19 protein-coding genes are annotated in these 23,829 nt (G+C 62.9%); 8 read left to right on the top strand and 11 right to left on the bottom strand.

The features are described 5' to 3' along the window. Position 1 precedes the first annotated feature (1 nt). Positions 2 to 1,063, top strand: a complete 1,062-nt coding sequence (locus tag AC0L24_RS10210) for an ABC transporter ATP-binding protein (protein ID WP_127810546.1) — start codon at positions 2 to 4, stop codon at positions 1,061 to 1,063. Positions 1,064 to 1,374: 311 nt separating this feature from the next. Here AC0L24_RS10210 and AC0L24_RS10205 read toward each other — a convergent pair whose 3' ends face one another. The 9 genes from AC0L24_RS10205 to AC0L24_RS10165 all read right to left on the bottom strand — a co-directional run bounded on the left by AC0L24_RS10205 (position 1,375) and on the right by AC0L24_RS10165 (position 11,299). After that, positions 1,375 to 1,584, bottom strand: a complete 210-nt coding sequence (locus AC0L24_RS10205) for a hypothetical protein (protein WP_127271560.1) — start codon at positions 1,582 to 1,584, stop codon at positions 1,375 to 1,377. Between the two features lie 585 nt (positions 1,585 to 2,169). Next, positions 2,170 to 2,337 (bottom strand): 50S ribosomal protein L33, encoded by a 168-nt coding sequence (gene rpmG, locus AC0L24_RS10200; protein WP_006201775.1) that lies wholly within the window; start codon positions 2,335 to 2,337, stop codon positions 2,170 to 2,172. Positions 2,338 to 2,490: 153 nt separating this feature from the next. Further along, positions 2,491 to 2,949: a YqfO family protein gene (locus AC0L24_RS10195; RefSeq protein WP_128364706.1), complete on the bottom strand. Its 459-nt coding sequence runs from the start codon at positions 2,947 to 2,949 to the stop codon at positions 2,491 to 2,493. A gap of 109 nt (positions 2,950 to 3,058) precedes the next feature. Further along, positions 3,059 to 4,237, bottom strand: a complete 1,179-nt coding sequence (locus tag AC0L24_RS10190; protein ID WP_473563683.1) for an MFS transporter — start codon at positions 4,235 to 4,237, stop codon at positions 3,059 to 3,061. Positions 4,238 to 4,326: 89 nt separating this feature from the next. After that, positions 4,327 to 5,067 carry an NUDIX hydrolase gene (locus AC0L24_RS10185; RefSeq protein ID WP_128364705.1) on the bottom strand — a complete coding sequence of 247 codons (741 nt, stop codon included), beginning with the start codon at positions 5,065 to 5,067 and terminating at the stop codon, positions 4,327 to 4,329. Between the two features lie 86 nt (positions 5,068 to 5,153). Then, positions 5,154 to 5,588 (bottom strand): DUF983 domain-containing protein, encoded by a 435-nt coding sequence (locus AC0L24_RS10180; protein WP_174800363.1) that lies wholly within the window; start codon positions 5,586 to 5,588, stop codon positions 5,154 to 5,156. Between the two features lie 11 nt (positions 5,589 to 5,599). After that, on the bottom strand, positions 5,600 to 7,918 hold the full coding sequence (rnr, locus tag AC0L24_RS10175; protein WP_473563682.1) for a ribonuclease R: 2,319 nt from the start codon (positions 7,916 to 7,918) through the stop codon (positions 5,600 to 5,602). A gap of 6 nt (positions 7,919 to 7,924) precedes the next feature. Continuing rightward, on the bottom strand, positions 7,925 to 10,561 hold the full coding sequence (topA, locus tag AC0L24_RS10170; protein WP_473563681.1) for a type I DNA topoisomerase: 2,637 nt from the start codon (positions 10,559 to 10,561) through the stop codon (positions 7,925 to 7,927). A 360-nt stretch (positions 10,562 to 10,921) separates the two neighbouring features. Beyond that, positions 10,922 to 11,299 (bottom strand): COG4315 family predicted lipoprotein, encoded by a 378-nt coding sequence (locus AC0L24_RS10165; RefSeq protein WP_127327270.1) that lies wholly within the window; start codon positions 11,297 to 11,299, stop codon positions 10,922 to 10,924. Positions 11,300 to 11,485: 186 nt separating this feature from the next. Here AC0L24_RS10165 and AC0L24_RS10160 point away from each other — a divergent pair, with 186 nt between their 5' ends. From AC0L24_RS10160 to glmS, 4 genes are all read left to right on the top strand, one after another. Then, the gene (locus AC0L24_RS10160; protein ID WP_292635180.1) at positions 11,486 to 12,232 is read left to right on the top strand and encodes a cytochrome c biogenesis CcdA family protein; all 747 of its coding nucleotides are present in this window, start codon (positions 11,486 to 11,488) and stop codon (positions 12,230 to 12,232) included. A gap of 79 nt (positions 12,233 to 12,311) precedes the next feature. Beyond that, positions 12,312 to 12,749, top strand: a complete 438-nt coding sequence (locus AC0L24_RS10155) for a nuclear transport factor 2 family protein (RefSeq protein WP_128364238.1) — start codon at positions 12,312 to 12,314, stop codon at positions 12,747 to 12,749. A gap of 149 nt (positions 12,750 to 12,898) precedes the next feature. Next, a complete protein-coding gene (gene glmU / locus AC0L24_RS10150; protein ID WP_473563680.1) occupies positions 12,899 to 14,257 on the top strand; it encodes a bifunctional UDP-N-acetylglucosamine diphosphorylase/glucosamine-1-phosphate N-acetyltransferase GlmU in 1,359 nt (452 codons plus the stop codon). Between the two features lie 177 nt (positions 14,258 to 14,434). Beyond that, a complete protein-coding gene (glmS, locus tag AC0L24_RS10145; RefSeq protein WP_473563679.1) occupies positions 14,435 to 16,258 on the top strand; it encodes a glutamine--fructose-6-phosphate transaminase (isomerizing) in 1,824 nt (607 codons plus the stop codon). A 108-nt stretch (positions 16,259 to 16,366) separates the two neighbouring features. On the opposite strand, the gene AC0L24_RS10140 is transcribed toward glmS, so the two are convergent. Next, positions 16,367 to 16,654: a GIY-YIG nuclease family protein gene (locus AC0L24_RS10140; protein WP_127383549.1), complete on the bottom strand. Its 288-nt coding sequence runs from the start codon at positions 16,652 to 16,654 to the stop codon at positions 16,367 to 16,369. Positions 16,655 to 16,940: 286 nt separating this feature from the next. On the opposite strand from AC0L24_RS10140, the gene AC0L24_RS10135 reads away from it, so the two are divergent. Beyond that, positions 16,941 to 17,696: a DUF502 domain-containing protein gene (locus AC0L24_RS10135; RefSeq protein ID WP_027036784.1), complete on the top strand. Its 756-nt coding sequence runs from the start codon at positions 16,941 to 16,943 to the stop codon at positions 17,694 to 17,696. Here AC0L24_RS10135 and recG read toward each other — a convergent pair. Beyond that, entirely contained in the window at positions 17,648 to 19,756 is a 2,109-nt protein-coding gene (gene recG, locus AC0L24_RS10130) for an ATP-dependent DNA helicase RecG (RefSeq protein WP_473563678.1), read from the bottom strand. The two genes, AC0L24_RS10135 and recG, sit on opposite strands and share 49 nt — an antisense overlap. A gap of 92 nt (positions 19,757 to 19,848) precedes the next feature. Here recG and AC0L24_RS10125 point away from each other — a divergent pair, with 92 nt between their 5' ends. Together AC0L24_RS10125 and mfd are read left to right on the top strand one after the other, a co-directional pair. Further along, on the top strand, positions 19,849 to 20,136 hold the full coding sequence (locus AC0L24_RS10125; RefSeq protein ID WP_127810537.1) for a succinate dehydrogenase assembly factor 2: 288 nt from the start codon (positions 19,849 to 19,851) through the stop codon (positions 20,134 to 20,136). A gap of 87 nt (positions 20,137 to 20,223) precedes the next feature. Continuing rightward, entirely contained in the window at positions 20,224 to 23,721 is a 3,498-nt protein-coding gene (mfd, locus tag AC0L24_RS10120; RefSeq protein WP_127810536.1) for a transcription-repair coupling factor, read from the top strand. Positions 23,722 to 23,829 lie beyond the last annotated feature (108 nt).

Raw genomic sequence — 23,829 nt, 5'->3', positions numbered from 1 at the left:
GATGGCCTCTGTTACGCTCGAAAAGGTCCGCAAGGACTATGGCGCCGTCCGTGTCCTACACGCGGTCGACCTTCAAATCGCCGATGGCGAGTTCGTCGTCCTGGTTGGGCCGTCAGGCTGCGGCAAGTCCACGCTTTTGCGCATGATCGCCGGGCTGGAGGAGGCTTCCGGTGGCGAGATCCGCATCGGCGAGCGGCTGGTCAACGACGTGGCACCCAAGGACCGCGACATCGCCATGGTTTTCCAGTCCTACGCGCTCTATCCGCATATGGACGTGTCGAAGAACATGGGCTTCAGCCTGCTCCTGAAGAAGGCGGAGAAAACGACGATCGACGCCAGGGTGGACGGCGCCGCCAAGCGGCTCGGGCTCGACACGTTCCTGCAGCGCCTGCCGCGGCAACTGTCCGGCGGCCAGCGCCAGCGCGTCGCCATGGGGCGTGCCATAGTGCGCGATCCCAAGGTTTTCCTGTTCGACGAGCCGCTGTCGAACCTCGACGCCAAGCTGCGCGTCCATATGCGCGCCGAGATCAAGGCGCTGCATCAGCAGCTGAAGACGACATCGGTTTATGTCACGCATGACCAGATCGAGGCGATGACCATGGCCGACCGGATCGTCGTCATGCATGACGGGTTGATCCAGCAGGTCGGCGCACCGCTCGATCTCTATGATCGGCCGGCCAACATGTTCGTCGCCGGTTTCATCGGTTCCCCCGGCATGAATTTCCTGCCGGCGATGGTTCGCAACGGTGGTGAGGCCGTACTGGCCGATGGCCAGGTGCTGCGCTTGCCGGAAGGCCTGCCGCTGACGGACGGTGACGCCATCACCGTCGGTCTGCGGCCCGAGCATATCAAGTTGGCGGATGAGGGCGCGTTGAAGGGGGAGGTGGGTGTGGTCGAGCCTCTCGGCCTTTCGACGCAGTTCTACGTCAAGCTGGCCAGCCAGCAGCTTTGCGTCTTTGCCATGGGCCGTGCCGGCGTGAAGCCCGGCGACGAGGTGAGGTTGGTTGTCGAACCAGACCAATTGCATCTGTTCGATCTGAAAAGCGGTGATCGCATCGGCTGAGGGGGACTCAGCCGGGCGGCGGGCAGCCGTATGAGGCGCCGATGTCGGGCGGGAAATACAGGTAACGCTACATTTCAATTGGATAAAATAGCGGAACGTCCAACAGACATTTCCGGAACCTAACAGGACCACTCGGACCTTTGCGTCTACAGCACAAGACCTTAGTCCCGCCGTCTTCTCAACAGAACGGAGGTCATTTCGCCACGAATTGGGCCGCCGTCGGAGTTAGTCACACCGACGGCGGCGCCTGCAATATGGGCGAGTGGGTTGTGTGCGGATATGGTGTGATCGCGGAAGAGGATTGTAGACCGCTAACCGCGAGGGCTTCTTTTGGACAGCGGCGAACTGTCCAACGGGTTCTCAGCCGACTTGGCCGATCGCCGCTCCTTCAGCCACAGGGACTTCTTTCTCCTTGCCAGGTTCTCGTCTCGAACGCTGTCGTCGGCGGTCACTCCGCCATGCATCGCGGCAATCACGTAGTCGGCTCTGTTGGTTCGAAAGTCGCCTTTTTGTACGGACATCGTTTTCTCCCAGTGCGAGGCATTTCCCCCCTTTTTGCCTGACGCTGAAACTAACTGCCTATCCGTGGTGCAAGTCTACCAATCGCCGATTGTATTAAAACGATACACTCAAGGTGGCACGATCGCACGAGAGGAGCCAATACTGGCGGGGCTCCTTCATTGACCCTGTTGTGATCCTTGCGGGGGTGCGGCGGCGGGAGGGGTCGGAGCCTGCGGTGGGGGTTCCGTGGAAGGCGCGGCGGGACTGTCAGGCTGAGGTGCAGGCGGTGCGGCCTCTTCCTCACTCAGAACCTGGTCAGTCCTGGCCTTGATCTCATCGGCCGTCTGCTGGCTTATCAGCCCGTTGCTGACGGCGAAGCCAGCAACCAGAGCGACAAGGGCTGCAATGATTGCAGCTTTCACCTTCTTCGACATCCATAGGCGCCTTGTTCATGACACCCAACCCACGGCGAAGGGTGCCGCAACCTTGGCGAAGGGTCAATCCTTTTGGCTGCAGTCTCTGCTCACGTGCAACGAAATCAACTGGTTACAAACGAAAAACGCCGCCCATTGGGCGGCGTTTCGGCATTGCAGCGGGAAACCAGATTACTTGATCTTGGTTTCTTTGAATTCGACGTGCTTCTTGGCGACCGGGTCGTACTTGCGGAACGACAGCTTGTCGGTCTTGGTGCGGCTGTTCTTGCTGGTCACGTAGAAGAAACCGGTGTCGGCGGTCGACAGAAGCTTGATCTTGATGTTTGCGGCTTTGGCCATGATATCAGTCCGTTTGTTCGTGGGGTTTTGGCCGCTGGAGCACGGGGAAACACCCGGACGCGGGAAACTTGGCGCGACACATAAAGAACGCGCCCGGAAAGTCAAGCCCGGCAAGCCTAGTGCGACCCGCCTGAGCCTGCTGGTGAACGGAAATCATGCGGTTTCCGTCGCCGGTGCAGCAACCTTCTTCCAGTCTCCGGTCGTGTTCCACCAGCGATTCGGATTGGCGCGGTCGTCCAGTCCCTTGGAACGGCTGGCGAGAATCGGCTGAATGCGGATCACCGGTTCCTGGTAGGAATGGGCCTGGAAAATCGCCTCGACGACGCGGGCGGCCAGCCCCTGGTCGTCCGGCAGTTCGAAGGAAACCTCGACCGTGCCGGGCCGCCGCCGCAATTCGGTTTCGGCACCGGCGGCCGCACCGTCAAGCGGCCTGTAGCGTTCGATGCCGTGCGCCGACTGATAGGCATTGCGGTCATATTTGCCCATGGCCAGCGGCGCAATCGCCACCACAGCATCCATGATGCGGTCGACGTCGGCGGCCGGAGCCTGGAAGGTCACGAGCAGAAGCAGTGTCATTCGTAGCGATGTGGTTTCAAAGCCGCTGTCGATCATGGAAGTGTCCTCAAGTGTTTTGGGACACTCTTTTAGCCCTGTGCTCCTGACACGGTTCTGTCAGCAGCCTGCCACCGTGCGCGCCAAATGCAGGCTGGCGGAAGTTGCGCTACAGCAGGATCTTGCGAACCAACCTGACGGCGACCAAAGCGATATAGGCGGCGAAGAACAGGCCGAGCGACCAGCCGAAGCCGGACGGGCCGAACGCATCCATGCCGATGCCGATCGCCTGCGGGCCGAGCACCATGCCGACACCGTAGCACAGCACGAAGGCGGCGTTGGCCGACGCCAGTTCATGGCCGGAAAGCTGCGAGCCGAGATGGGCAAGGCCGATCGTGTACATGGCAGCGACGACGCCGCCCCAGACGAACAGAAGCGCGGCCATCAAATGCCAATTCTGGGCGAAGAAGGGCATGAAGACGGTGCCGATAAGACCGACCGTGGCGCAGGCAATCAGCAGGTAGCGGCGATTGCTGACGCGATCGCTGATCATGCCGATCGGGATCTGCAACAACACATTGCCGAGGCCGATCATGGTCAGCAGAAGGGCCGCATCGGCCTCGGAATAGCCGATGCGGCTGCCATAGATCGGGAAGAGCGCAAAGCCGCCGGTTTCCACCGCGCCGAACACCAGCACGGCTGCGGTCGCCGACGGCACCAGCCAGATGTAGCGCAGGAAATTGCTGGTTTCGCCATCCGAGGCGATCGAGGGGCTCTCGTTGCGTGCTGCCAGCACGGGTATCGCCGCCAGCGTCACCAAGGCGATGATGACGCCGAACGGCCTGAAGCCGGAACTGCCGAGATGGGCGAACAGCCACGGTCCGGCGGCAAAGCCGAGCGACAGGACAGTGGCGTAAATGCCCAGCACAAGGCCGCGTCGGTGCGGCGGCGCCGAGGTGCTGATCCAGAATTCGGACAGGATGAACAGCACCGTCAGCGCGATGTGCAGCACGATGCGCAGTGGAAACCACATCCAGAAATCGGGTGCGAAATGAAAGCCGACAAAGGCCAGCGCGCCGGCGGCGATCATGGCGATCATGGTCCAGGCAACGCCGAACCGCATGGCGAGCGGAGTCGCCAGCGGCGCACCGGCGATCGAGGCGAGGCCGGCAACGGCGGTGTTGAGGCCGATCATCGAAGCCGAATGGCCGCGCGTTTCAAGGATGACGCTGAGCAGCGGCATGCCGAGGCCGATGGCGATGCCGACGACGCTGATCGACGAGATCGCCGCCACCATCGGCAGCCAGTGTACGCGTTCGTCGCCCTGTGGTTGGGTATCGACCGTCATGGGATGCTGAATACTCTGCCTGTTTGATCTAAGGAAAGTGCTGAGCGCTTTTCCAGGGAAAACCGCGTCACACTTTTCCTGGAATTGCTCTAGAGAAGTTCGCGGGTGAAGCGGCTGCGGACAAGCCGGTAGAAGGGCACGGGTCCGCCTGGACGCAACAGTGGATCATGGGCGAGGCGCTTTTCCAGCTCGTCCAGGATCATTCGGGTGATGTCGGGTATGTCGGCTTCCCTGGCCTTGGCGAGCGGCAGCCAGACCAGCTCTTCGAGCTCGTTGGTGGGACTGCCACCGGGCAGTTCGACGGCGACGTCGTCACGCCAGGCGCTGAAAAAGCGGGTGTCGAAGCGGCGCACGCGGTTGGGCGGCGTGATGGCGCGCGCAACGAAGCGCAGCATGTCGAGAGAGGGTTGCACGCCGTGTTCGGCAAAGCCTTGCCAATCGGACCTGGAGGTTGCGAAAGCACCCTTGCGGCCGATCAGCAGCCCGGCTTCCTCATAGGTTTCGCGGATGGCGGACAGGGCGATGGCGCGGGCTCGTGCGGCGCTTGTGCGGCCCGGTCCGGCGATCAGCCTGGCTTCCTGCTCCGGGTGCAATGCGGCGACGACCGGTATGCGGCTGTCGGCCGGATCGGTGCGGCCGCCGGGAAAGACGAACTTGCCCGGCATGAAGGCGTGGCCGGCATGACGGCGACCCATCAGAACCAGCACGTCATCGTCCTTGCGGTCGAGCAGGATGAGGGTTGCCGCGTCGCGCGGGCGAATTGGCCGGTCGCTATGAGCGATCATGCTCCGCTCGATCCTGTCGACTTCCGCCTTGGTCATACCGTCCATGCGCAGGACCTAGCGGAAACTTCTGGCAAGCGAAAGTGGCCTTTCACGGTCGGTATGTTGCGCCAGGCAGCATTCTTGGCTGCGGCCTAGGCTCCGGGATGCGGCTCGATCACGTCGTGCTCGCCGCCGAAGCCGTGCATATAGAAGGCCCATTGCAGTCCGATGACGGCACCCTTGATCGGCTGCAGCAACGCAACCGACAAAAGGATGGTCAGCGGAACCCAGATGGCGATGTGCTGCCATGTGGACAGCGTCGACGTGGCCTCAACGCCCATGAAGGCGCCCAGCACGACATGGCCGACGATGACGATGACCAGATAGGCGGGCAGGTCGTCGGCCCGGTGGTGATGCAATTCCTCGCCGCAGACACTGCATGTGTCGACGGTCTTGGTGAAAGCGCGAAACAGCTTGCCTTCGCCGCAATGCGGGCAGCGGCCGAGCAGGCCGCGCTTCATCGCCGTCCACAGCGGGCGCGCGGTCCGGCCCGAGTGATGTTCTCCGCCGAAAACCTGTTCTTCCATGGCTGTTGTCATCATCGTCTCCTGCCGCGCGAACCCGGTCGCGATTGCGACGCGCGAGCGCGGCCCTTGGCCTTGTGAAACGACCGCTTGGAGCCCGGCAGAGGCTTCGGGTCGGTCAACATCTCGAAGCGCATCGCCCCGGCCATCGGCGCCACCTCGATGAGACGGACCTCGACGCGGTCCGCGAGTTGATAGCCTTTGCCCGAGCGTTCTCCGAACAGGGAGCGGGCCGTTTCGTCGTATATATAGTAATCGCCGTTCAATGTTGACACCGGGATGAAACCATCCGCGCCGTACTGCGGCAATTGGACAAATAGTCCTGACTTGGTGACGCCGGAGATGCGGGCATCGAACCGGTCGTCGACGCGTTCGGCAAGGTAGGCGGCGATCAGACGGTCGACCGTGTCCCGCTCGGCCGCCATTGCGCGGCGTTCCGTCCCGGAAATCAGCACGGCGACATCTTCGAGCCGTGCCGCTTCGTCCTGCGTCAGCCCGCCCGGACCCAATCCGAGTGCGGCAATAAGTCCGCGATGCACGATCAAATCGGCATAGCGGCGGATCGGCGAGGTGAAATGCGCGTAGCGGCGGAGGTTGAGACCGAAATGGCCGATGTTCTTTGGCGAGTATTCGGCTTGGCTCTGCGAGCGCAGAACCACTTCGTTGACCAGGCCTTCATTGTCGGCGCCGCGCACGCGCTCCAAAATGCCGTTGAACTGGCTTGGCTGCATCTGCGCGCCGCGCGCGAGTGACAGGCCCAATGTCTGCAGGAACTCGCGCAGCGATTCCTGTTTGGCCAGTGATGGCGCGTCATGGACGCGATAGACCAGTTCCTGTTTCTTCGCCTCGAGCGTTTCGGCCGCCGCGACATTGGCCTGGATCATGAATTCTTCGATGAGCTTATGGGCATCGAGCCGGTCCGGCACGATGACGCGATCGACGGTGCCGTCCGGCTTGAGCACGATCTTGCGCTCGGGCAGGTCGAGTTCGAGCGGCTGGCGGCCGTCGCGGCCGCGCTTGAGGATCGCATAGGCGTCCCACAGTGGCTTCAGCACGGTTTTGAGGATCGGACCTGTCTTGTCGTCCGGCGCGCCGTCGATTGCCGCCTGAGCCTGTTGGTAGGCGAGCTTTGCCGCCGACTTCATCATGACGCGATGGAAGGAGTGCCTGAGCTTGCGGCCCTCGGCTGAAAAAACCATGCGCACGGCGAGCGCCGGACGGTCCTGGCCCTCGCGCAGCGAGCAGAGATCGTTGGAGATGCGCTCGGGCAGCATCGGCACGACGCGATCCGGGAAATAGACCGAATTGCCGCGCTTCAATGCTTCGCGGTCGAGCGCCGTGCCGTAGCGCACATAGGCGGCGACGTCGGCGATTGCGACAGTGGCAACCACGCCGCCGGGGTTCTTCTCGTCGAGATCCGGCGTGGCGAAGACGGCGTCGTCATGGTCTTTGGCGTCGGCCGGATCGATGGTGATCAACGGCAGGTCGCGCCAATCCTCGCGGTGATCCAGCGTCGCCGGCTTGACCGCTTCGGATTCTGCGATGACGTCGGCCGGGAAGATATGCGGAATGTCGTGCGCGTGGATGGCGATCATCGAGACCGCCTTTTCGCTGGTCAGAGAGCCCAGCACGTTGAGCACCTTGGCCCTCGGCAGCCCATAGCGGGAAGCCCGCGCCGGCTCGACCTCCACCAGGTCACCGTTCTTGGCGCCGTTCTGGAATTCCTTGTCGACGATCAGTTCGGGCTGGCGCCGTTCCACCGGCTCGATGCGGAAGGTGCCGTCCTGCAAGATGCGAAAGACACCGAGCACGGCATCGGTACGTTTTTCGAAAATCTTCACCACCCGCCCGGTGTAGGCGGGGCCGCCCAGGGCGACGTTCGTGTCGTCGGCCGGAAAGGTCTTGGCCAGCACGCGGTCGCCAATGCCGGGCGCCGGTCCACTGCCACTGCGCGACAGGCGGATGGAGACGATGGGCGGCGGCCCATTGGCCGTGTGTTCGGTAGGACGGGCCAAGAGCACGCCATCGGCATCGCGGTCGAAAATATCGAGGACCGTGACATGGGGCAGGGCACCGACGCGAGCCAACCCCTTGCGCTCCTTGGTGAGGACGCCTTCGTCCTGCAAGTCGCGCAAAATATCCTTCAGCCAGATGCGGTCGTCGCCGCGCAGTGCGAACGCCTTGGCGATGTCGCGTTTGCCGGCGCGATCGGGATTTTCGGCGATGTAGCGCAGGATTTCGTCACGCGAGGGCCGGTAGTCGTCCTTGACCTTGGCCCTGGTGTCGGCGGTGCGCGGATCGCCGTGGGTTCTGCCGGTGATCTTGCGCGCCACGCTGTCCTATCCTTTTTTCTTCGCGGCCGGCTTCTTCGCAGCCGGCTTCTTGGCTGCCACTTTCTTGGTCGCCGGGGCCTTGGCCGCGGCTGCCTTTCGGAACGGCTTCTTGCCGCCGCCGCCCTTGGCCTCTTTCTCGGCAATCAATGCCAGCGCATCCTCGATCGTCACCGACTGCGGATCCTTGCCCTTGGGCAGCGTAGCATTGACCTTGCCGAAATTCACGTAAGGCCCGTATTTGCCGTCGCGCACGACGATCTTGCCGCCGCCATCCGGATGGTCGCCAAGCTCCTTCAGCGCCGCGGCAGTACCGCCATTGCGGCCGCCCTTGCCCTTCAGCTGCTTCTCGGCGATCACCGATACGGCGCGGTTGAGGCCGATCGAGAACACGTCCTCGATGCTTTCGAGATTGGCATAGGTGCCGTCATGCAGCACGAACGGGCCGTAGCGGCCAAGCCCGGTTGAGATCATCTTGGCGGTTTCCGGATGCTGGCCGACATCGCGCGGCAGCGACAGCAGCGCCAGCGCCTTTTCGTGGTCGATCGACTCGGCCGTCCAGCCCTTGGGCAGGCTGGAACGCTTGGCCTCCTTGCCGTCGCCACGCTGCAGATAGGGGCCGAAGCGACCGCTGCGCAGCGTGATTTCCTCTGACGTGTAAGGGTCCTTGCCGATCACCTTGGTGCCGTCCTCGCCGCCGCCATTCTCGCCATTGGGATTGGCGGCATCGCCGAGCTGGCGGGTGAAGGAGCAATCGGGATAGTTGGAGCAGCCGACAAAGGCGCCGAACTTGCCAAGCTTCAGCGACAGATTGCCGGTGCCGCATTTCGGGCAGATGCGCGGATTGGAGCCGTCCTCCCGCGTCGGGAACACCAGCGGCGCCAGTTCTTCATTGAGCGCGTCGAGCACGTCGGTGACGCGCAGTTCCTTGATGTCGGCGACGGCGCCGGAAAAATCCTTCCAGAAATCGCGCAGCACGTCCTTCCAGGCGAGCTTGCCGTCGGAAATCTCGTCGAGCTTTTCCTCGAGGGACGCGGTGAAGTCGTATTCGACATAACGCTTGAAGAAGCTTTCAAGAAAGGCCGACAGCAGCCGGCCCTTGGCCTGCGGCACCAGCCGGCGCTTGTCGATGGTGACGTAGTCACGGTCCTCGAGCGTCTTCAGGATCGCCGTATAGGTAGAAGGCCGGCCGATGCCGAGTTCTTCCAGCTTCTTGATCAGCGAAGCTTCGGAATAGCGCGGCGGCGGCTCGGTGGTGTGCTGGGTGGCATTGATCGCCTGGCGGGCTAGCTGCTCGCCGGCGCGGATTTCAGGCAGGCGGCGGTTTTCCTCGTCTTCCGCATCGTCGTCCTTCTGGTCGGTGTAGGCGGCGATGAAACCGTCGAACCGAACGACCGAACCGATGGCACGCAGCTCTGCGGTGCGCGATCCGTTGACCGCTTCGATCTCGGCGGTGGTGCGCTCGATCTCGGCTGGCTGCATCTGGCTGGCGATGGCGCGCTTCCAGATCAGCTCATAGAGCCGCATCTGGTCGGAATCGAGATATTGCCTGACCGATGCCGGGGTGCGCATGAAATCCGTCGGGCGGATCGCTTCGTGCGCTTCCTGGGCATTCTTGGCCTTGGCGGTGTATTGGCGCGGCTTTTCCGGCAGGTATTTCGGACCGAATTCCTTGGCAATGGCGTCGCGTGCGGCGTCGATCGCCTCGGGTGCCATCTGCACGCCGTCGGTTCGCATATAGGTGATGAGACCTGTGGTCTCGCCGCCGATCTCCATGCCTTCATAGAGACGTTGCGCCACCTGCATGGTGCGGCTGGCCGAGAAGCCCAGGCCCGATGAGGCGGCCTGCTGCAGCGTCGAAGTGGTGAAGGGCGGGCCGGGATTGCGCTTGGTCGGCTTGGCTTCGACCGACACCGCCTTGAAGGTCGCGCCTTCGAGCATCGACTTGATGTCGTCGGCCTGCGCCTTGTTGGAAATGTCGAGCTTTTGCAGCTTCTTGCGATCGAAGGCGGTCAGCCGCGCTTCGAAATTCTCGTTGCGCGGCGTACCCAGCAGGGCGGCGATCTGCCAGTATTCCTCGCGGATGAAGCGCTCGATCTCGGATTCGCGGTCGCAGACCAGGCGCAGCGCAACCGACTGGACGCGGCCGGCCGAACGGGCGCCCGGCAGCTTGCGCCACAGCACCGGCGACAGCGTGAAACCGACGAGATAATCCAGCGCCCGGCGGGCGAGATAGGCATCGACCAGCGGCGCATCGATCTGGCGCGGATTGGCCATCGCCTCCAGCACCGACGATTTGGTGATGGCATTGAAGACGACGCGGCTGACCGGCTTGTCCTTCAGCGCGCGCTTCTGCTTCAGCACCTCCAGCACATGCCAGGAGATGGCTTCACCTTCGCGATCCGGGTCGGTGGCGAGGATCAGGCCATCGGCATCCTTGACCGCCTTGGCGATGTCGGCAAGCCGCTTGCCCGAGGCCGTGTCGACCGCCCAGGACATGGCGAAATCCTCATCCGGACGCACCGAGCCGTCCTTGGCCGGCAAATCCCTAATATGGCCGAACGAGGCCAGAACCTTGTAGTTCTTGCCGAGGTATTTGTTGATTGTCTTCGCCTTGGCCGGCGATTCGACGACGACGACGTCCATGAGGTCTCATATCAGCTGTGGTGCGGCAGAAGAATTCCGCTGCGCGCGACGAAATCTCGTTCTATTTGTCGCTCACATGGCCGCGCTTTTGCATCCGGTCAAGGGGAGGCGCCCAAATTGCGGGCCGATCCGAAGCAATACACTCTTAGAGTGTATGGAGAAAATCACAGAATTTGGGAAAGGGAGATGGTGGTCCCCGAGTGAGCGGAAACGACCCGATTCATTTTTCCGCCGAGTCGTTGAAATGCTGCCCAAACCGGAAGGGCTACATTTATAAGGGCCTGTTCGATGCCGGCCGCCGGGTGCATGGAGATGCCCGGCGACCAGCCCTTGTCCCGCCAGCAAGCGGGATTGACGTACTTAGTCGGCCTTGACGATATGCCAGACCTCGCCGACGCCGTCGCCGGTCACATCGCCGGGCTTCTTGTCCTTGATGAAGGTGTAGACCGGCTTGCCGTCATAGGCCCACATCTTGGTGCCGTCAGTGCGGTCGACAACGGTCCATTCGTCGTCCGCCTTGGCGCCGGCTTCGGCTTTCAGCGGCGGCCAGTTGGTGGCGCATTTGTCGTAGCAATTGCTCTTGCCCTTCTCGTCCTTGTCATAGGTGTAGAGCGTCATTCCATTGGCGTCGGTGTAGATCTTGGTGCCATTGACCTCGGCTTCCTTCCACGCGTCGGCGGCGAAGGATGCGGCGGTGCTGAGCAGAAGCGCTGCCAGTCCTGCGGTTATGGTTTTCATGGAAATCTCCCTGACTGGTATCTGGAGACGCGCGGGAAATCGCGGCCTCGCTGTGTCAACGCCCAGGGGCTGCCGTTTCTTCCCTCTCAGTTCTTCCGGGCAAGCATGATCTTGCCAACACAATGGTGATTGGTGGACAAGGCTGCGCGTCGCTATATCAGCGGCACGACAGTGGAGTTCCTGGAAATGGCATTGGACATCGGCTATGTCAGCGCGGTCGGGGCGGGAGCCATCTCGTTCCTGTCGCCTTGCGTGCTGCCGCTGGTGCCGCCCTATCTCTGCTACATGGCCGGCGTGTCGGTCGACGATTTCCGCGGCAATGCGGGTGCGACTGCGCGCGAAGGCGCACGCGGCGCGCTGCTTTATTCCTCGATCGCCTTCGTGCTCGGCTTCTCGACCGTCTTTATCGCGCTTGGCGCCGGCGCCTCGACCATCGGCCGGCTGCTGCGTATCTGGCAGGAGCCGCTGGCGATGGGCGCCGGTGTGCTGATCATCCTCATGGGCCTGAATTACCTCGGCATCCTGCGCATTCCGCTGCTTTCACGCGAGGCGCGCTTCCAGTCGCAGGGCAAGCCGGCAAGTGCGGTCGCGGCCTATGTCATGGGGCTGGCCTTCGCCTTCGGCTGGACGCCCTGCATCGGCCCGGTGCTCGGTCCGATCCTGACGCTGGCCGGCGGCCGCGAGACGGTGGGCGAGGGCGCGCTGCTGCTCGCCGCCTATTCGCTCGGGCTAGGCATCCCGTTCCTGATCGCCGCCCTGTTTTCAGGCGCCTTCATGCGCTTCCTTGGCAAATTCCGCGTCCATCTCGGCCGCGTCGAAAAAGCGATCGGCGCGCTGCTGGTGGTCGCCGGCGTGTTTTTCCTCACCGGCGGCGTGCAGACGGTGTCTTATTGGCTGCTGGAAAATTTCCCGGTGCTGGGGCGGCTGGGGTAGGTCGCGTCGGCGGAACGATGCACGGCAGCCCGCATTTGCAGTACCGTTGATCAACACTTTTTCGAGCCGGGAGGCGAGAATGGTAGCCAAGGCGGATGTGCGAAAATTCTTCAAGGTCTATGAGAAAATCTACAATGACGCGATCGCCGACACCGTTGATCTCAACGACGTCGCGGACATGTATTCGGCCGGTTTTGTCTCGGTGACGCCGGCCGCGGTCATGGTTGGCGAGAATGGCGAGCAGTTGAAGGCCATCATGACAAAGGGTTTTGAGGCCTATCGTGCCCTCGGCAGCAAGAGGATGACCTGCAAGGAGGTCTCTGTGACACCTGTCGACCAGGACCATTGCGTGGCTGAGGTAAACTGGGCCGGTGACTATGAACGCAAGGATGGGAGTCCCGTGACCATCGACTTTGCGGTCAACTATCTCGTCGAAAAGCGCGACGGCAAGCTGAAGGTGTTTGGCTGGATATCAGGTGACGAGCAGGCGGAATTCAGGAAACACGGCCTGTTGTAGGTGTGCTGACTGCCGAATGCCGTTTTAAGACCCGCTGATTAAGAGTCAGCTGCTCCGCCATCTCACCGAAATTTAACCGCATTGGTGAAGCAAGGCGCCACTGCTAGCATGCTTTGATTCCCAACCCTTTTCGTATGGTTGTCCCTTCCATGAGCCAGAGATCCTGCCTGTCCGTCATTCTCGCCGCCGGCGAAGGCACGCGCATGAAGAGCGTGCTGCCGAAGGTGCTGCACCAGATTGCCGGCCTGCCGATGGTCGCCCATGTGGTGAGGGCGGCCGAAGCTGCCGGCGCGGGCAGCCAGGCGCTGGTGATCGGTCATGGCGCGGAAGAGATGCGCAAGGCGGCGGCGAAATTCGCGCCGAAGGCCGAGACCTTCGTGCAGGACAAGCGCCTCGGAACCGCGCACGCCGTGCTGGCCGCGCGCGAAGCGATATCAAAGGGTTATGACGATATTCTCGTGATGTTTGGCGACACGCCGCTGATCGACGCGGATGCGCTGACCGTGGCGCGGCTGAAACTGGCCGAGGGCGCCGCCGTCGTCGTGATCGGCTTCCGCCCGCCCAGCCCGACCGGATATGGCAGGCTGATCGAAAAGGACGGCAAGCTGATCGCCATCCGCGAAGAGAAGGACTGCTCCGAGGAGGAGAGAAAAATAGCCTTCTGCAATGCCGGCATGATGGCGGTGGCCGGTGATCACGCGCTGAAACTGCTCGATCAGGTAGGCAACAACAACGCCAAAGGCGAATATTATCTCACCGACATTGTCGAGATCGCCAGTGCGCGAGGCCTCGATGTCGTCGCCACCGAAGCCAGCTTCGAAAGCGCACTCGGTATCAACAACCGCGCCGAACTGGCGCAAGCCGAGGGCATTTGGCAGGCGCGCCGGCGGCACGACGCGATGCTGTCGGGCGTGACGCTGATCGCGCCGGAGACGGTGTATTTCTCGCACGACACCGAGATCGGCACTGACACGATCGTCGAGCCCAATGTCTGGTTCGGTCCGGGCGTGAAGATCGCGACGGGCGCCAAGATACATGCGTTCAGCCACATCGAAGGCGCCACCATTGCGTCCAATTGCGATGTCGGGCCGTACGCGCGGCTGCGGCCGGGTGCTGATCTCCGGGACAAGGCTAAGGTCGGCAATTTTTGCGAGGTCAAGCAGGCGGTTATCGAAGAGGGCGCGAAGGTCAACCATTTGACCTATATCGGCGATGCCCGCGTCGGCGCGGGAGCCAATATCGGCGCCGGCACCATCACCTGCAATTATGACGGCTATTCGAAATTCTTCACGGACATCGGCGAGGGCGCTTTTGTAGGCTCCAATTCGTCGCTGGTGGCACCTGTCACCATCGGCAAGGGCGGCTACATCGCCTCGGGCAGCGTGATCACCGAAAGCGTGCCCGACGACGCGCTGGCCTTCGGCCGCGCCCGCCAGAAGACCATTCCAGGCAAGGGCAAGGAATTGCGCGAGCGCTTTGCCTCGGCCGCGGCTGCGAAGAAAAAGTAAGACCAGCCCACAAAAAACCGAACGATTGCAGTAACCGGATTGCAAGAGCGGTCTGTCATGGTGCATCGACAAGAATGAGCGTTCCGTTACACGGGACGAAATGCAATGTGACTTTCGCGGCAGGCCGGCCATCCCTAAATAGCGCTGGTTTTCCACGGGGAATCGGGGGCTGTCTGCATGTGCGGTATCGTTGGAATCGTCGGCCACTCGCAGGTTGCGCCGCTCATTGTCGATGCGCTGAAGCGGTTGGAATATCGCGGCTATGACTCGGCCGGCGTCGCCACCATCGAGCACGGCCAGCTTGCTCGCCGCCGCGCCGAAGGCAAGCTGATCAACCTCGAGCGCCGGCTCAAGGACGAGCCGCTCGACGGTACGATCGGCATCGGTCACACACGCTGGGCGACACACGGCGTGCCCAACGAGACCAATGCGCATCCGCATTTTTCCGACGGTGTCGCCATCGTCCATAACGGCATCATCGAGAATTTCGCCGAATTGCGCGAAGAACTGATCCGCGATGGCTATTCTTTCTCCTCGCAGACCGACACCGAGGTCGTCGCCCATCTGGTGGCGCGCGAACTCGCCAAAGGGCTGAAGCCGGTCGAGGCCGCGCACCAGGCGCTGAAGCGGCTGGAAGGCGCTTTCGCGCTGGCCATCATGTTCAAGGGCGACGAGGACCTGATCGTCGGCGCGCGCAACGGTCCGCCTTTGGCTGTCGGCCATGGCGATGGCGAGATGTTTTTGGGCTCCGACGCCATCGCGCTCGCACCGTTCACCAATTCGATCACCTATCTCGAAGATGGCGACTGGGCGGTGGTGCGCCGCGACGGCGTCACCATCTTCGACATCGACGGCACAAAGGTCGACCGCAAGCGCCAGCAGTCGCTTTCGACCAGCTTCATGGTCGACAAGGGCAATCGGCGCCATTTCATGGAGAAGGAGATCCATGAGCAGCCCGAGGTGATCTCGCATACCTTGGCGAATTATCTCGATTTTGTCGGCGGTGTCTCCAAGCCGCTGGATCTGCCGTTCAATTTCGCAGAGATCAACCGGCTGGCGATTTCGGCTTGCGGTACCGCCTATCTTGCCGGCCTGATCGGCAAATACTGGTTCGAGCGTTATGCGCGGCTGCCGGTCGACATCGATGTCGCCTCCGAATTCCGCTACCGCGAAATGCCGCTGTCGAAGAACGACGCAGCGTTTTTCATCTCGCAATCGGGCGAGACCGCCGACACACTGGCCTCGCTGCGCTACTGCCGCAAGGCCGGCATGAAGATCGGCGCGATCGTCAATGTGCGCGAATCGACCATGGCGCGCGAATCCGACGTCGTGCTGCCGACGCTCGCCGGGCCGGAAATCGGCGTCGCCTCCACCAAGGCGTTCACCTGCCAGTTGTCGGTGCTGGCATCGCTTGCCGTGCGGGCTGGCGTGGCGCGCGGTACGATCTCGAAAGAACAAGAGAAGGCCCTGGTGCGCGCGCTTTCGGAAGCGCCGCGCTATGCCAACCAAGTGCTCAAGCTTGAAGAGCAGATCGAGCGGATCGCGCGTGAACTCTCGCGCTACAAGGACGTGCTCTATCTCGGCCGCGACACCAACTTCCCGCTGGCCATGGAAGGCGCGCTGAAACTCAAGGAAATCTCCTATATCCACGCCGAGGGCTATGCCGCGGGCGAGCTGAAGCATGGGCCGATCGCGCTGATCGACGAGAACATGCCGGTCATCGTCATCGCGCCGCACGACCGCATTTTCGAGAAAACCGTGTCGAACATGCAGGAAGTGGCGGCACGCGGCGGCAAGATCATCCTGATCACCGACAGCAAGGGCGCGGCGCTGACGAGTGTCAAGACGATGGAGACGATCGTGCTGCCGGACGTGCCGGAAATCATCTCGCCGATCATCTACGCGCTGCCGATCCAGATGCTCGCCTATTTCACCGCCGTGTTCATGGGCACCGACGTCGACCAGCCGCGCAATCTGGCGAAATCGGTGACGGTGGAATAGGCCTCATCCTTTCGTCATCCACGGGCGTAGCGGGAGCGAAGCTCCTGCGCAGACCCGAGGATCCATTCCGTGACGGTATGGCGGATCAAAGCAGTGCAGAACTTGGCGCTACCACCCAGTCCCGCGGAAAAGCTCGAACCACTCCGGATTGGCCTTTTCGATCAATTCAATCTTCCATTGACGCGGCCAACGTTTCAGCGACTTCTCGCGCTGGATTGCATCGCGGATGTCGAAATACTCTTCGTACCAAACCAAGCGTTCTACGCCATACCGCCCAGTAAAGCGCGAACCCTCACCAGACTTGTGCTCGGGCATTCGGCGGCCGAGATCGTTTGTGACGCCAATATAGATGGTGCCGCGTTTCCGGCTCGCAGTTAAATAGACATAGCCCGTCATGAACGAAGTATAGCGACCGAACGATCCGCCGACCATCTTGAGGGGTTGCATTCTTCGGCCGACGTCACGGAATGGATCCTCGGGTCTGCGCCGCGTCGCTTCGCTCCTTGCTCCGCCCGTGGATGACGAAGGGGAGGGATGTTTCGGCTAATCGCGAACGTATGCTGCTTCCGTTTGGATTGCTTCGTTGAAAGTAGCGGCATAATCGGCTCTTTAAAAACTTCGCAGTTCCAAAGCTTCGTCCGGTTCACTAATGTCGCGTCGCAATAGCGGCCCCCGGTGAATCATGTCCGACGCTCCCAAGACTTCCGGCGTGACCCGGCTGAGGAACTATTTCCTCACGGGCTTCATCGTCTGCGCGCCGCTGGCGATCACCGCCTACATTGCCTGGTCTTTCATCGGCTGGGTCGATTCCTGGGTGAAACCCTATATTCCGGCCCGCTACAGCCCTGACACCTATTTGTCGTTTCCTGTGCCGGGGTTCGGGCTGATCGTGGCGCTCATCCTGATCACGCTGATCGGCTTCCTGACGGCCAACATCGTCGGCCGCGCCATCGTCAATTTCGGCGAGCGCCTGCTTGGCCGCATGCCGTTGGTGCGCGGCATCTATGGCTCGCTGAAACAGATTTTCGAGACCGTGCTGTCCAACAAGGGCGACATGTTCCGCCAAGTCGGACTGGTCGAATATCCGCGCAAGGGTGTGTGGTCGCTGGTGTTCGTCGCCAGCGAGAAGGAGACCGAGATCAACCAGAAGCTCGACCAGGAAGGCGATCCGCTGATTGCCGTGTTCATGCCGTGCACGCCAAACCCGACCACCGGATTCCTGATGTATGTGCCGAAGTCGGACATCGTGCTGCTCGACATGACGATTGAGGACGGCGCCAAGCTGATTGTGTCGGCCGGGCTGGTGGCGCCCGAGGTCAAGCAAATGGTTGTCGTGAATGGCGAGCCGATCGAAGGGATGCTCGCCAACCCGTCGGTTGCCGCCCTGGCTCAGCCGGCGCGCAGGAGCCGCACGGCCTCGTCGCGGCCGAACAAATAAAGCAGCAGGCGCAACGCCTCGCCACGCTGCGATTGCAGCTCCGGGTCGCGCGACAGGATCAGCCTGGCATCGTCGCGGGCGGCCTCCAGAAGGTCGGCATGCGCCTCGATGCGCGCAACCTGGAAACCCGGGGTGCCGGACTGGCGGGTGCCCAGCAATTCGCCTTCGCCGCGCAGCTTCAGGTCTTCTTCGGCGATCAGGAACCCGTCCTCGGTCTCGCGCATTACCGACAGCCGGCGTTTTGCGGTCTCGCCGAGCGGGTCCTTGTAGAGCAGCACGCAGGAGGAGGGCTTGTCGCCACGCCCGACCCGGCCGCGCAGTTGGTGCAGCTGGGCCAGGCCGAAGCGCTCGGCGTGCTCGATGACCATGACGGTGGCGTCCGGCACGTCGACGCCGACCTCAATGACGGTGGTGGCGATCAGGATGCGTGTCTCGCCCTGCTTGAAGGCACGCATCGCCTCGTCCTTCTCGGCACCCTTCATGCGGCCGTGAACGAGCCCGATACGGTCGCCGAACAATGGTTTCAGCGACGCGAAGCGGTCCTCGGCCGACATCAGCTTGATTTCTTCGGATTCCTCGACCAGCGGACAGATCCAGTAGATCTTCTGGCCGCTGGCGACGGCGTCCACCATGCGGTCGACCAGTTCGTCGAGCCGCTCGAGCGGCAGTGTAACGGTACGGATCGGCTGGCGGCCGGCCGGTTTTTCCGTCAGTTTCGACACGTCCATGTCGCCGAAAGCGGTCAGCACCAGCGTGCGGGGGATGGGAGTGGCCGTCATCACCAGCATGTCGGGCGCGTCGCCCTTGGCGGTGATGGCGAGCCGCTGATGGACGCCGAAGCGATGCTGCTCGTCGATGACGGCGAAGACCAGGTCGTGGAACATGACCGTCTCCTGGAACAGCGCGTGGGTGCCGACGACGATGTCGATCTCGCCGCTCGCCAGACCGGCCAGCGTGTCCGCGCGTTCGCGGCCCTTTTCGCGGCCCGTGAGGATAGCGATGCGCAGTCCGACCTTGGCGGCGAGCGGCGTGATGGTCGCCAGATGCTGGCGCGCCAGGATTTCGGTCGGCGCCATCAGTGCTGCCTGGCCGCCGGCCTCGACGGCGCGCGCCATGGCCAGCAGCGCGACGACCGTCTTGCCGGAGCCGACATCGCCCTGCAGAAGCCGCAGCATGCGCTCGGGATCAGCGAGGTCGGCATTGATTTCGGCCAGCGCGAACTCCTGGCTCGATGTCAGCGAATAGGGCAGTGCAGTCCGCAGTTTTTCGACGATGCGGCCGTCGCCGACCAGGGGACGCCCGGACAGCCTGCGGACTTTTGCCCGCACCAGCGCCAGCGAGACCTGGCCCGCCAGCAACTCGTCATAGGCGAGCCGCCGCCAGGCGGCGCCGTCGATGGCGACGTCGATCGGGTCGGCCGGATTGTGGATGCGGGCGAGCGCATCGGCAAAGGCCGCAAAGGTGTGCCGGCGCATGAAGGCGCCGTCCTGCCATTCGGGAAATTCAGGCACACGCGCCAGCGCCTGGCCGATCGCCCGGCGCAGCACCTTGCCCGAGAGCCCGGCTGTCAGGGGATAGACCGGTTCGACCAGCGGCAGGTTTTCCGCCTCGCTGGCCAGCGCAATATGGTCGGGGTGGACCATGCTCGGGCGGCCATTGAACCATTCCATGCGGCCCGAGACCACGACATGCTCGCCCTCGGGCATCGCCTTTTCGAGATAGGAAGCGTGAGCATGGAAGAAGGTCAGCGCGATCTCGCCGGTGTCGTCATGGGCGAAGACGCGGTAAGGCACCGACCTGTTGCCGCGCGGCGGCGGCTGGTGGCGGTCGATGCGCACCTCCAGCGTCACGATTTGGCCTTCCGCGGATCCTGCGATGCCCGGGCGGCTGCGCCGGTCGATGACGGTGTGCGGCAGCACGAACAGAAGGTCGCCCGTGCGGGCGGGGCGGTCACCCAGATCGGCCGGGACAACCTTCTCGATCAGCGCGCCGACTTTCGGTCCGACGCCTGCAAGCGACGTGATCGGGACAAACAAGGGATCGAGGTTGGTCGGGCGCATGATGTCAGCTTATGTTGCGATGGCGGCAGCGCAAGGCTGACAGCCCCTTCTATCCACGCTATATGCGCCGCAGCAAGCAAGGATGCGGTACGATGACCGGAACGACGAGATCAAGCGAGGGGCTGGACGTGCACCGCCGCAAGCTTCTGTTTCGCTCCTGGCATCGCGGCATGCGCGAGATGGACCTGATCCTCGGCACTTTCGCCGACGCTGAGATCGGCGCCTTGACGGCCGAGGAAATCGACCAATATGAGAGGCTCCTCGACATTCCCGATACCGAATTCCTGCCCATGGTCACCGGCGAACGCCCGGTTCCGGCCGATATCGATTGTGCCGTCCTGCAAAAGATCCTGGCTTTCCGCCACTCCATGACATTTTGAACAACGACATCCTGAACACAAGCAATTCCAGGAAAAGTGCGAAGCGGTTTTCCGTTCGGAGTTGCGATAGAACAAGACCGTGATTTCATGAGCCTCATTCCCACCATCGGTTTGCCGAAAGGCCGCGCCGGCCAGTTCATCGTCGACGGCGTCGCCGACGGTTACGAAGCCTTTGCGCTGGTGCAGGCGGCACTCGAGATCGCGCCCGACAAGCCGGTTCTGTTCGTCGCGCGCGACGGTCAGCGCCTGCCGGCGATCGTTGAGGCGCTGTCTTTTGCTGCCCCCGGCCTGCCGGTGCTGCAACTACCAGCGTGGGATTGTCTGCCCTACGACCGCGTCTCGCCCGGTTCGGATGCTGCCGCCAAGCGCCTCGATGCGCTGACCGCCATGATCGCTCTGGCGAAGAAGCCGCACCGCGCCGTCATCCTCACCACCGCCAATGCGCTGCTGCAACGCATTCCGCCGGCGGATCTCGTCGAGGCACAGACGTTCCACGCCAGGCCCGGCAACCAGATCGACATGAACGTACTGGTGTCGCGGCTGGAAACGTCCGGTTTTGAGCGCGTGCCGACCGTGCGTGGCATCGGCGAGTTCGCAGTGCGCGGCGGCATTCTCGACCTGTTCGCGCCCGGCTGGACCGAAGCACTCAGGCTCGACTTCTTCGGCGACACGCTGGAATCGATCCGTGTGTTCGACGCCGCCACGCAGCGCACCACCGGTCAGCGCAAGTCGATGGCGCTGCAGGCGATGAGCGAAGTGGCGCTGACGCCCGAAACCATCAGCCGCTTCCGCCGCTCCTACATCGAAGCTTTTGGCGCGCCACAGCGCGACGATGGGCTCTATGCGGCGGTCAGCGAAGGGCGTCGCTTCGCCGGCATGGAGCACTGGCTGCCGTTCTTCTACGAACGGCTGGAGACGGTGTTCGACTATCTGCCTGACACGCCTGTCATCTTCGACCATCTGGCGCATGAGGCGCTGGCCGAGCGCCACACGCTGATCCTCGATCACTACGAGGCGCGCAAGAAGCAGGCGGACGGTGCCTTGAAGGACGCCGTGCCCTACAAGCCGGTCGCACCGGACCTGCTCTATCTCTCCCCGGAAAACCTGATTGCCTCGCTCGGGCCGCGTGAAGCGATCGACTTCACGCCATTCGACGCGCCCGAAGTTGGCGCCAAGAAGGTCTATCACGCCGGCTCACGCCACGGCCGCAGCTTCGTCGAGGAGCGCGCCGATCCGAACGCCAATGTGTTCGATGTCGTCGTCAAACACATCGCCGATGAGCGCGCGGCGCGCCGCCGCGTCGTCATCGCCGGCTGGACCGAAGGCTCGCTCGACCGGCTTGGCCAGATCCTAGCCGAACACCATCTCGGCAACCTCAAGCAGGTGGCGACGCTGGCGGAAGCCGAAAAGCTCGAACCCGGTCAGGCGGCCCTGGCCGTGCTGCCGCTCGAATCCGGCTTCGAGACCGAAAAACTGGTCGTCGTCGCCGAACAGGACATTTTGGGCGACCGGCTGATCCGGCGTTCGAAACGCAAGAAGCGTCCCTCGGACTTCATTGCCGAGGCCTCGGCGCTGTCGGCCGGCGACATTGTCGTCCATGCCGATCATGGCATTGGCCGTTTCATCGGCCTGCGTACCATCGAAGCGGTCGGCGCACCGCATGACTGCCTTGAAATCCACTATGCCGGTGACGACCGGCTGTTCCTGCCGGTGGAAAACATCGAGCTTCTGTCGCGCTACGGTTCTGACACAGCCGAGGCGACGCTGGACAAGCTTGGCGGCGGCGCCTGGCAGTCGCGCAAGGCGCGACTGAAGAAGCGCCTGCTCGACATGGCCGGGCAGCTGATCCGCATCGCCGCCGAACGGCAGATGCGCTCCGCACCGCCACTGGTGCCGGCAGAAGGCCTCTATGGCGAGTTCGCGGCCCGCTTCCCCTATGAGGAGACCGACGACCAGCAGACGGCCATCGATTCGGTGCGCGACGATCTTGCTGCCGGCAAGCCGATGGACCGGCTGATTTGCGGCGATGTCGGCTTCGGCAAGACCGAAGTGGCGCTGCGTGCCGCCTTCATCGCGGCGATGGAAGGCTTTCAGGTGGCAGTTGTGGTGCCGACGACATTGTTGTCGCGCCAGCATTTCAAGACCTTTTCGCAGCGTTTCTCCGGCCTGCCGATCCGTGTCGGCCAGGCGTCGCGGCTGGTCGGCGCCAAGGAACTGGCCGAGACCAAGAAAGGCATCGCCGAGGGCCAGGTCGACATCGTCATCGGCACGCACGCGCTGCTTGGTTCCGCGATCTCGTTCAAGAACCTTGGCCTGCTGATCATCGACGAGGAGCAGCACTTTGGCGTCAAGCACAAGGAGCGGCTGAAGGATTTGAAGACCGACGTGCACGTGCTGACGCTCTCGGCGACACCGATCCCGCGCACGCTGCAACTGGCGTTGACCGGGGTGCGCGAGCTGTCGCTGATCGCCACGCCGCCAGTCGACCGAATGGCGGTGCGCACCTTCATCTCGCCGTTCGATCCCCTGGTCATCCGCGAGACGCTGCTGCGCGAGCGATATCGCGGCGGCCATTCCTTCTATGTGGTGCCGCGCATCAGCGATCTCTCGGAAATCCATGATTTCCTGAAGGAATCCGTGCCGGAGTTGAAGGTGGCGGTGGCACATGGCCAGATGCCGCCGGGCGAACTCGACGATATCATGAATGCCTTCTACGACGGCCAGTACGACGTGCTGTTATCGACGACCATCGTCGAATCCGGTCTCGACATCCCGACCGCCAACACGCTGATCATCCATCGCGCCGACATGTTCGGCCTGTCGCAGCTTTACCAGTTACGCGGTCGCGTCGGTCGCTCGAAGGTGCGCGCCTATGCGTTGTTCACGCTGCCGGCCAACCGCAAGCTGACCGACACCGCCGAGCGCCGGCTGAAGGTGCTGCAATCGCTGGATACGCTGGGCGCCGGCTTCCAGCTCGCCAGCCACGACCTCGATATCAGGGGCGCCGGCAATCTTCTCGGCGAAGAGCAGTCCGGCCACATCAAGGAGGTCGGCTTCGAACTCTACCAGCAGATGCTGGAGGAAGCCGTTGCCGAGGTGAAGGATTCCGGCGAGGTCCAGGATGGCGGCTGGTCGCCGCAGATTGCCGTCGGCACGGCGGTGATGATCCCGGAAAGCTATGTTCCGGACCTGCAGCTCCGGCTGGCGCTCTACCGCAGGCTTGGCGATCTCGAAAACACCGAGGAAATCGACGCTTTCGGCGCCGAGCTGATCGACCGCTTCGGCCCGCTGCCGGACGAGGTCAAGCATCTGCTCAAGATCGTCTTCATCAAGGCGCTCTGCCGCAAGGCCAATGTCGAGAAGCTCGACGCCGGGCCGAAGGGCGTCGTCATCCATTTCCGCAAGCGCGAATTCTCCAACCCGGTCGGGCTCGTCCGGTTCATCGGCGAGCAGGGCTCGCTGGCCAAGATCCGGCCGGACCACAGCGTCGTCTTCGTGCGCGATTGGCCAACCCCCGAGAAGCGATTGGCGGGCTCGGCGGTCATCATGACCCAGTTGGCGCGGCTGGTGGAGAAGGCGGCGTAGCCGGCCCAGGCCATTCGCCAGCGCTTGAATTCCGGTCTAGAATAGGAAATCGGCTTCGTGTATGGAGCCGCCATCCCATATAGGGGCGGGAAATGGCAGGCGAGGGTG

This window comes from Mesorhizobium sp. WSM4809, assembly GCF_055811655.1.
Note: the sequence above shows the minus strand (reverse complement) of the source record. Positions and strands in the feature narration are given on the sequence as shown.

Bases quoted from the DNA above. Each gene is read 5' to 3' on its own strand.
- AC0L24_RS10210 (WP_127810546.1), top strand. From the start codon at position 2: ATGGCCTCTGTTACGCTCGAAAAGGTCCGCAAGGACTATGGCGCCGTC.
- AC0L24_RS10205 (WP_127271560.1), bottom strand. From the start codon at position 1,584: ATGTCCGTACAAAAAGGCGACTTTCGAACCAACAGAGCCGACTACGTG.
- rpmG (WP_006201775.1), bottom strand. From the start codon at position 2,337: ATGGCCAAAGCCGCAAACATCAAGATCAAGCTTCTGTCGACCGCCGAC.
- AC0L24_RS10195 (WP_128364706.1), bottom strand. From the start codon at position 2,949: ATGATCGACAGCGGCTTTGAAACCACATCGCTACGAATGACACTGCTT.
- AC0L24_RS10190 (WP_473563683.1), bottom strand. From the start codon at position 4,237: ATGACGGTCGATACCCAACCACAGGGCGACGAACGCGTACACTGGCTG.
- AC0L24_RS10185 (WP_128364705.1), bottom strand. From the start codon at position 5,067: ATGGACGGTATGACCAAGGCGGAAGTCGACAGGATCGAGCGGAGCATG.
- AC0L24_RS10180 (WP_174800363.1), bottom strand. From the start codon at position 5,588: ATGGAAGAACAGGTTTTCGGCGGAGAACATCACTCGGGCCGGACCGCG.
- topA (WP_473563681.1), bottom strand. From the start codon at position 10,561: ATGGACGTCGTCGTCGTCGAATCGCCGGCCAAGGCGAAGACAATCAAC.
- AC0L24_RS10165 (WP_127327270.1), bottom strand. From the start codon at position 11,299: ATGAAAACCATAACCGCAGGACTGGCAGCGCTTCTGCTCAGCACCGCC.
- AC0L24_RS10160 (WP_292635180.1), top strand. From the start codon at position 11,486: ATGGCATTGGACATCGGCTATGTCAGCGCGGTCGGGGCGGGAGCCATC.
- AC0L24_RS10155 (WP_128364238.1), top strand. From the start codon at position 12,312: ATGGTAGCCAAGGCGGATGTGCGAAAATTCTTCAAGGTCTATGAGAAA.
- glmU (WP_473563680.1), top strand. From the start codon at position 12,899: ATGAGCCAGAGATCCTGCCTGTCCGTCATTCTCGCCGCCGGCGAAGGC.
- glmS (WP_473563679.1), top strand. From the start codon at position 14,435: ATGTGCGGTATCGTTGGAATCGTCGGCCACTCGCAGGTTGCGCCGCTC.
- AC0L24_RS10140 (WP_127383549.1), bottom strand. From the start codon at position 16,654: ATGACGGGCTATGTCTATTTAACTGCGAGCCGGAAACGCGGCACCATC.
- AC0L24_RS10135 (WP_027036784.1), top strand. From the start codon at position 16,941: ATGTCCGACGCTCCCAAGACTTCCGGCGTGACCCGGCTGAGGAACTAT.
- recG (WP_473563678.1), bottom strand. From the start codon at position 19,756: ATGCGCCCGACCAACCTCGATCCCTTGTTTGTCCCGATCACGTCGCTT.
- AC0L24_RS10125 (WP_127810537.1), top strand. From the start codon at position 19,849: ATGACCGGAACGACGAGATCAAGCGAGGGGCTGGACGTGCACCGCCGC.
- mfd (WP_127810536.1), top strand. From the start codon at position 20,224: ATGAGCCTCATTCCCACCATCGGTTTGCCGAAAGGCCGCGCCGGCCAG.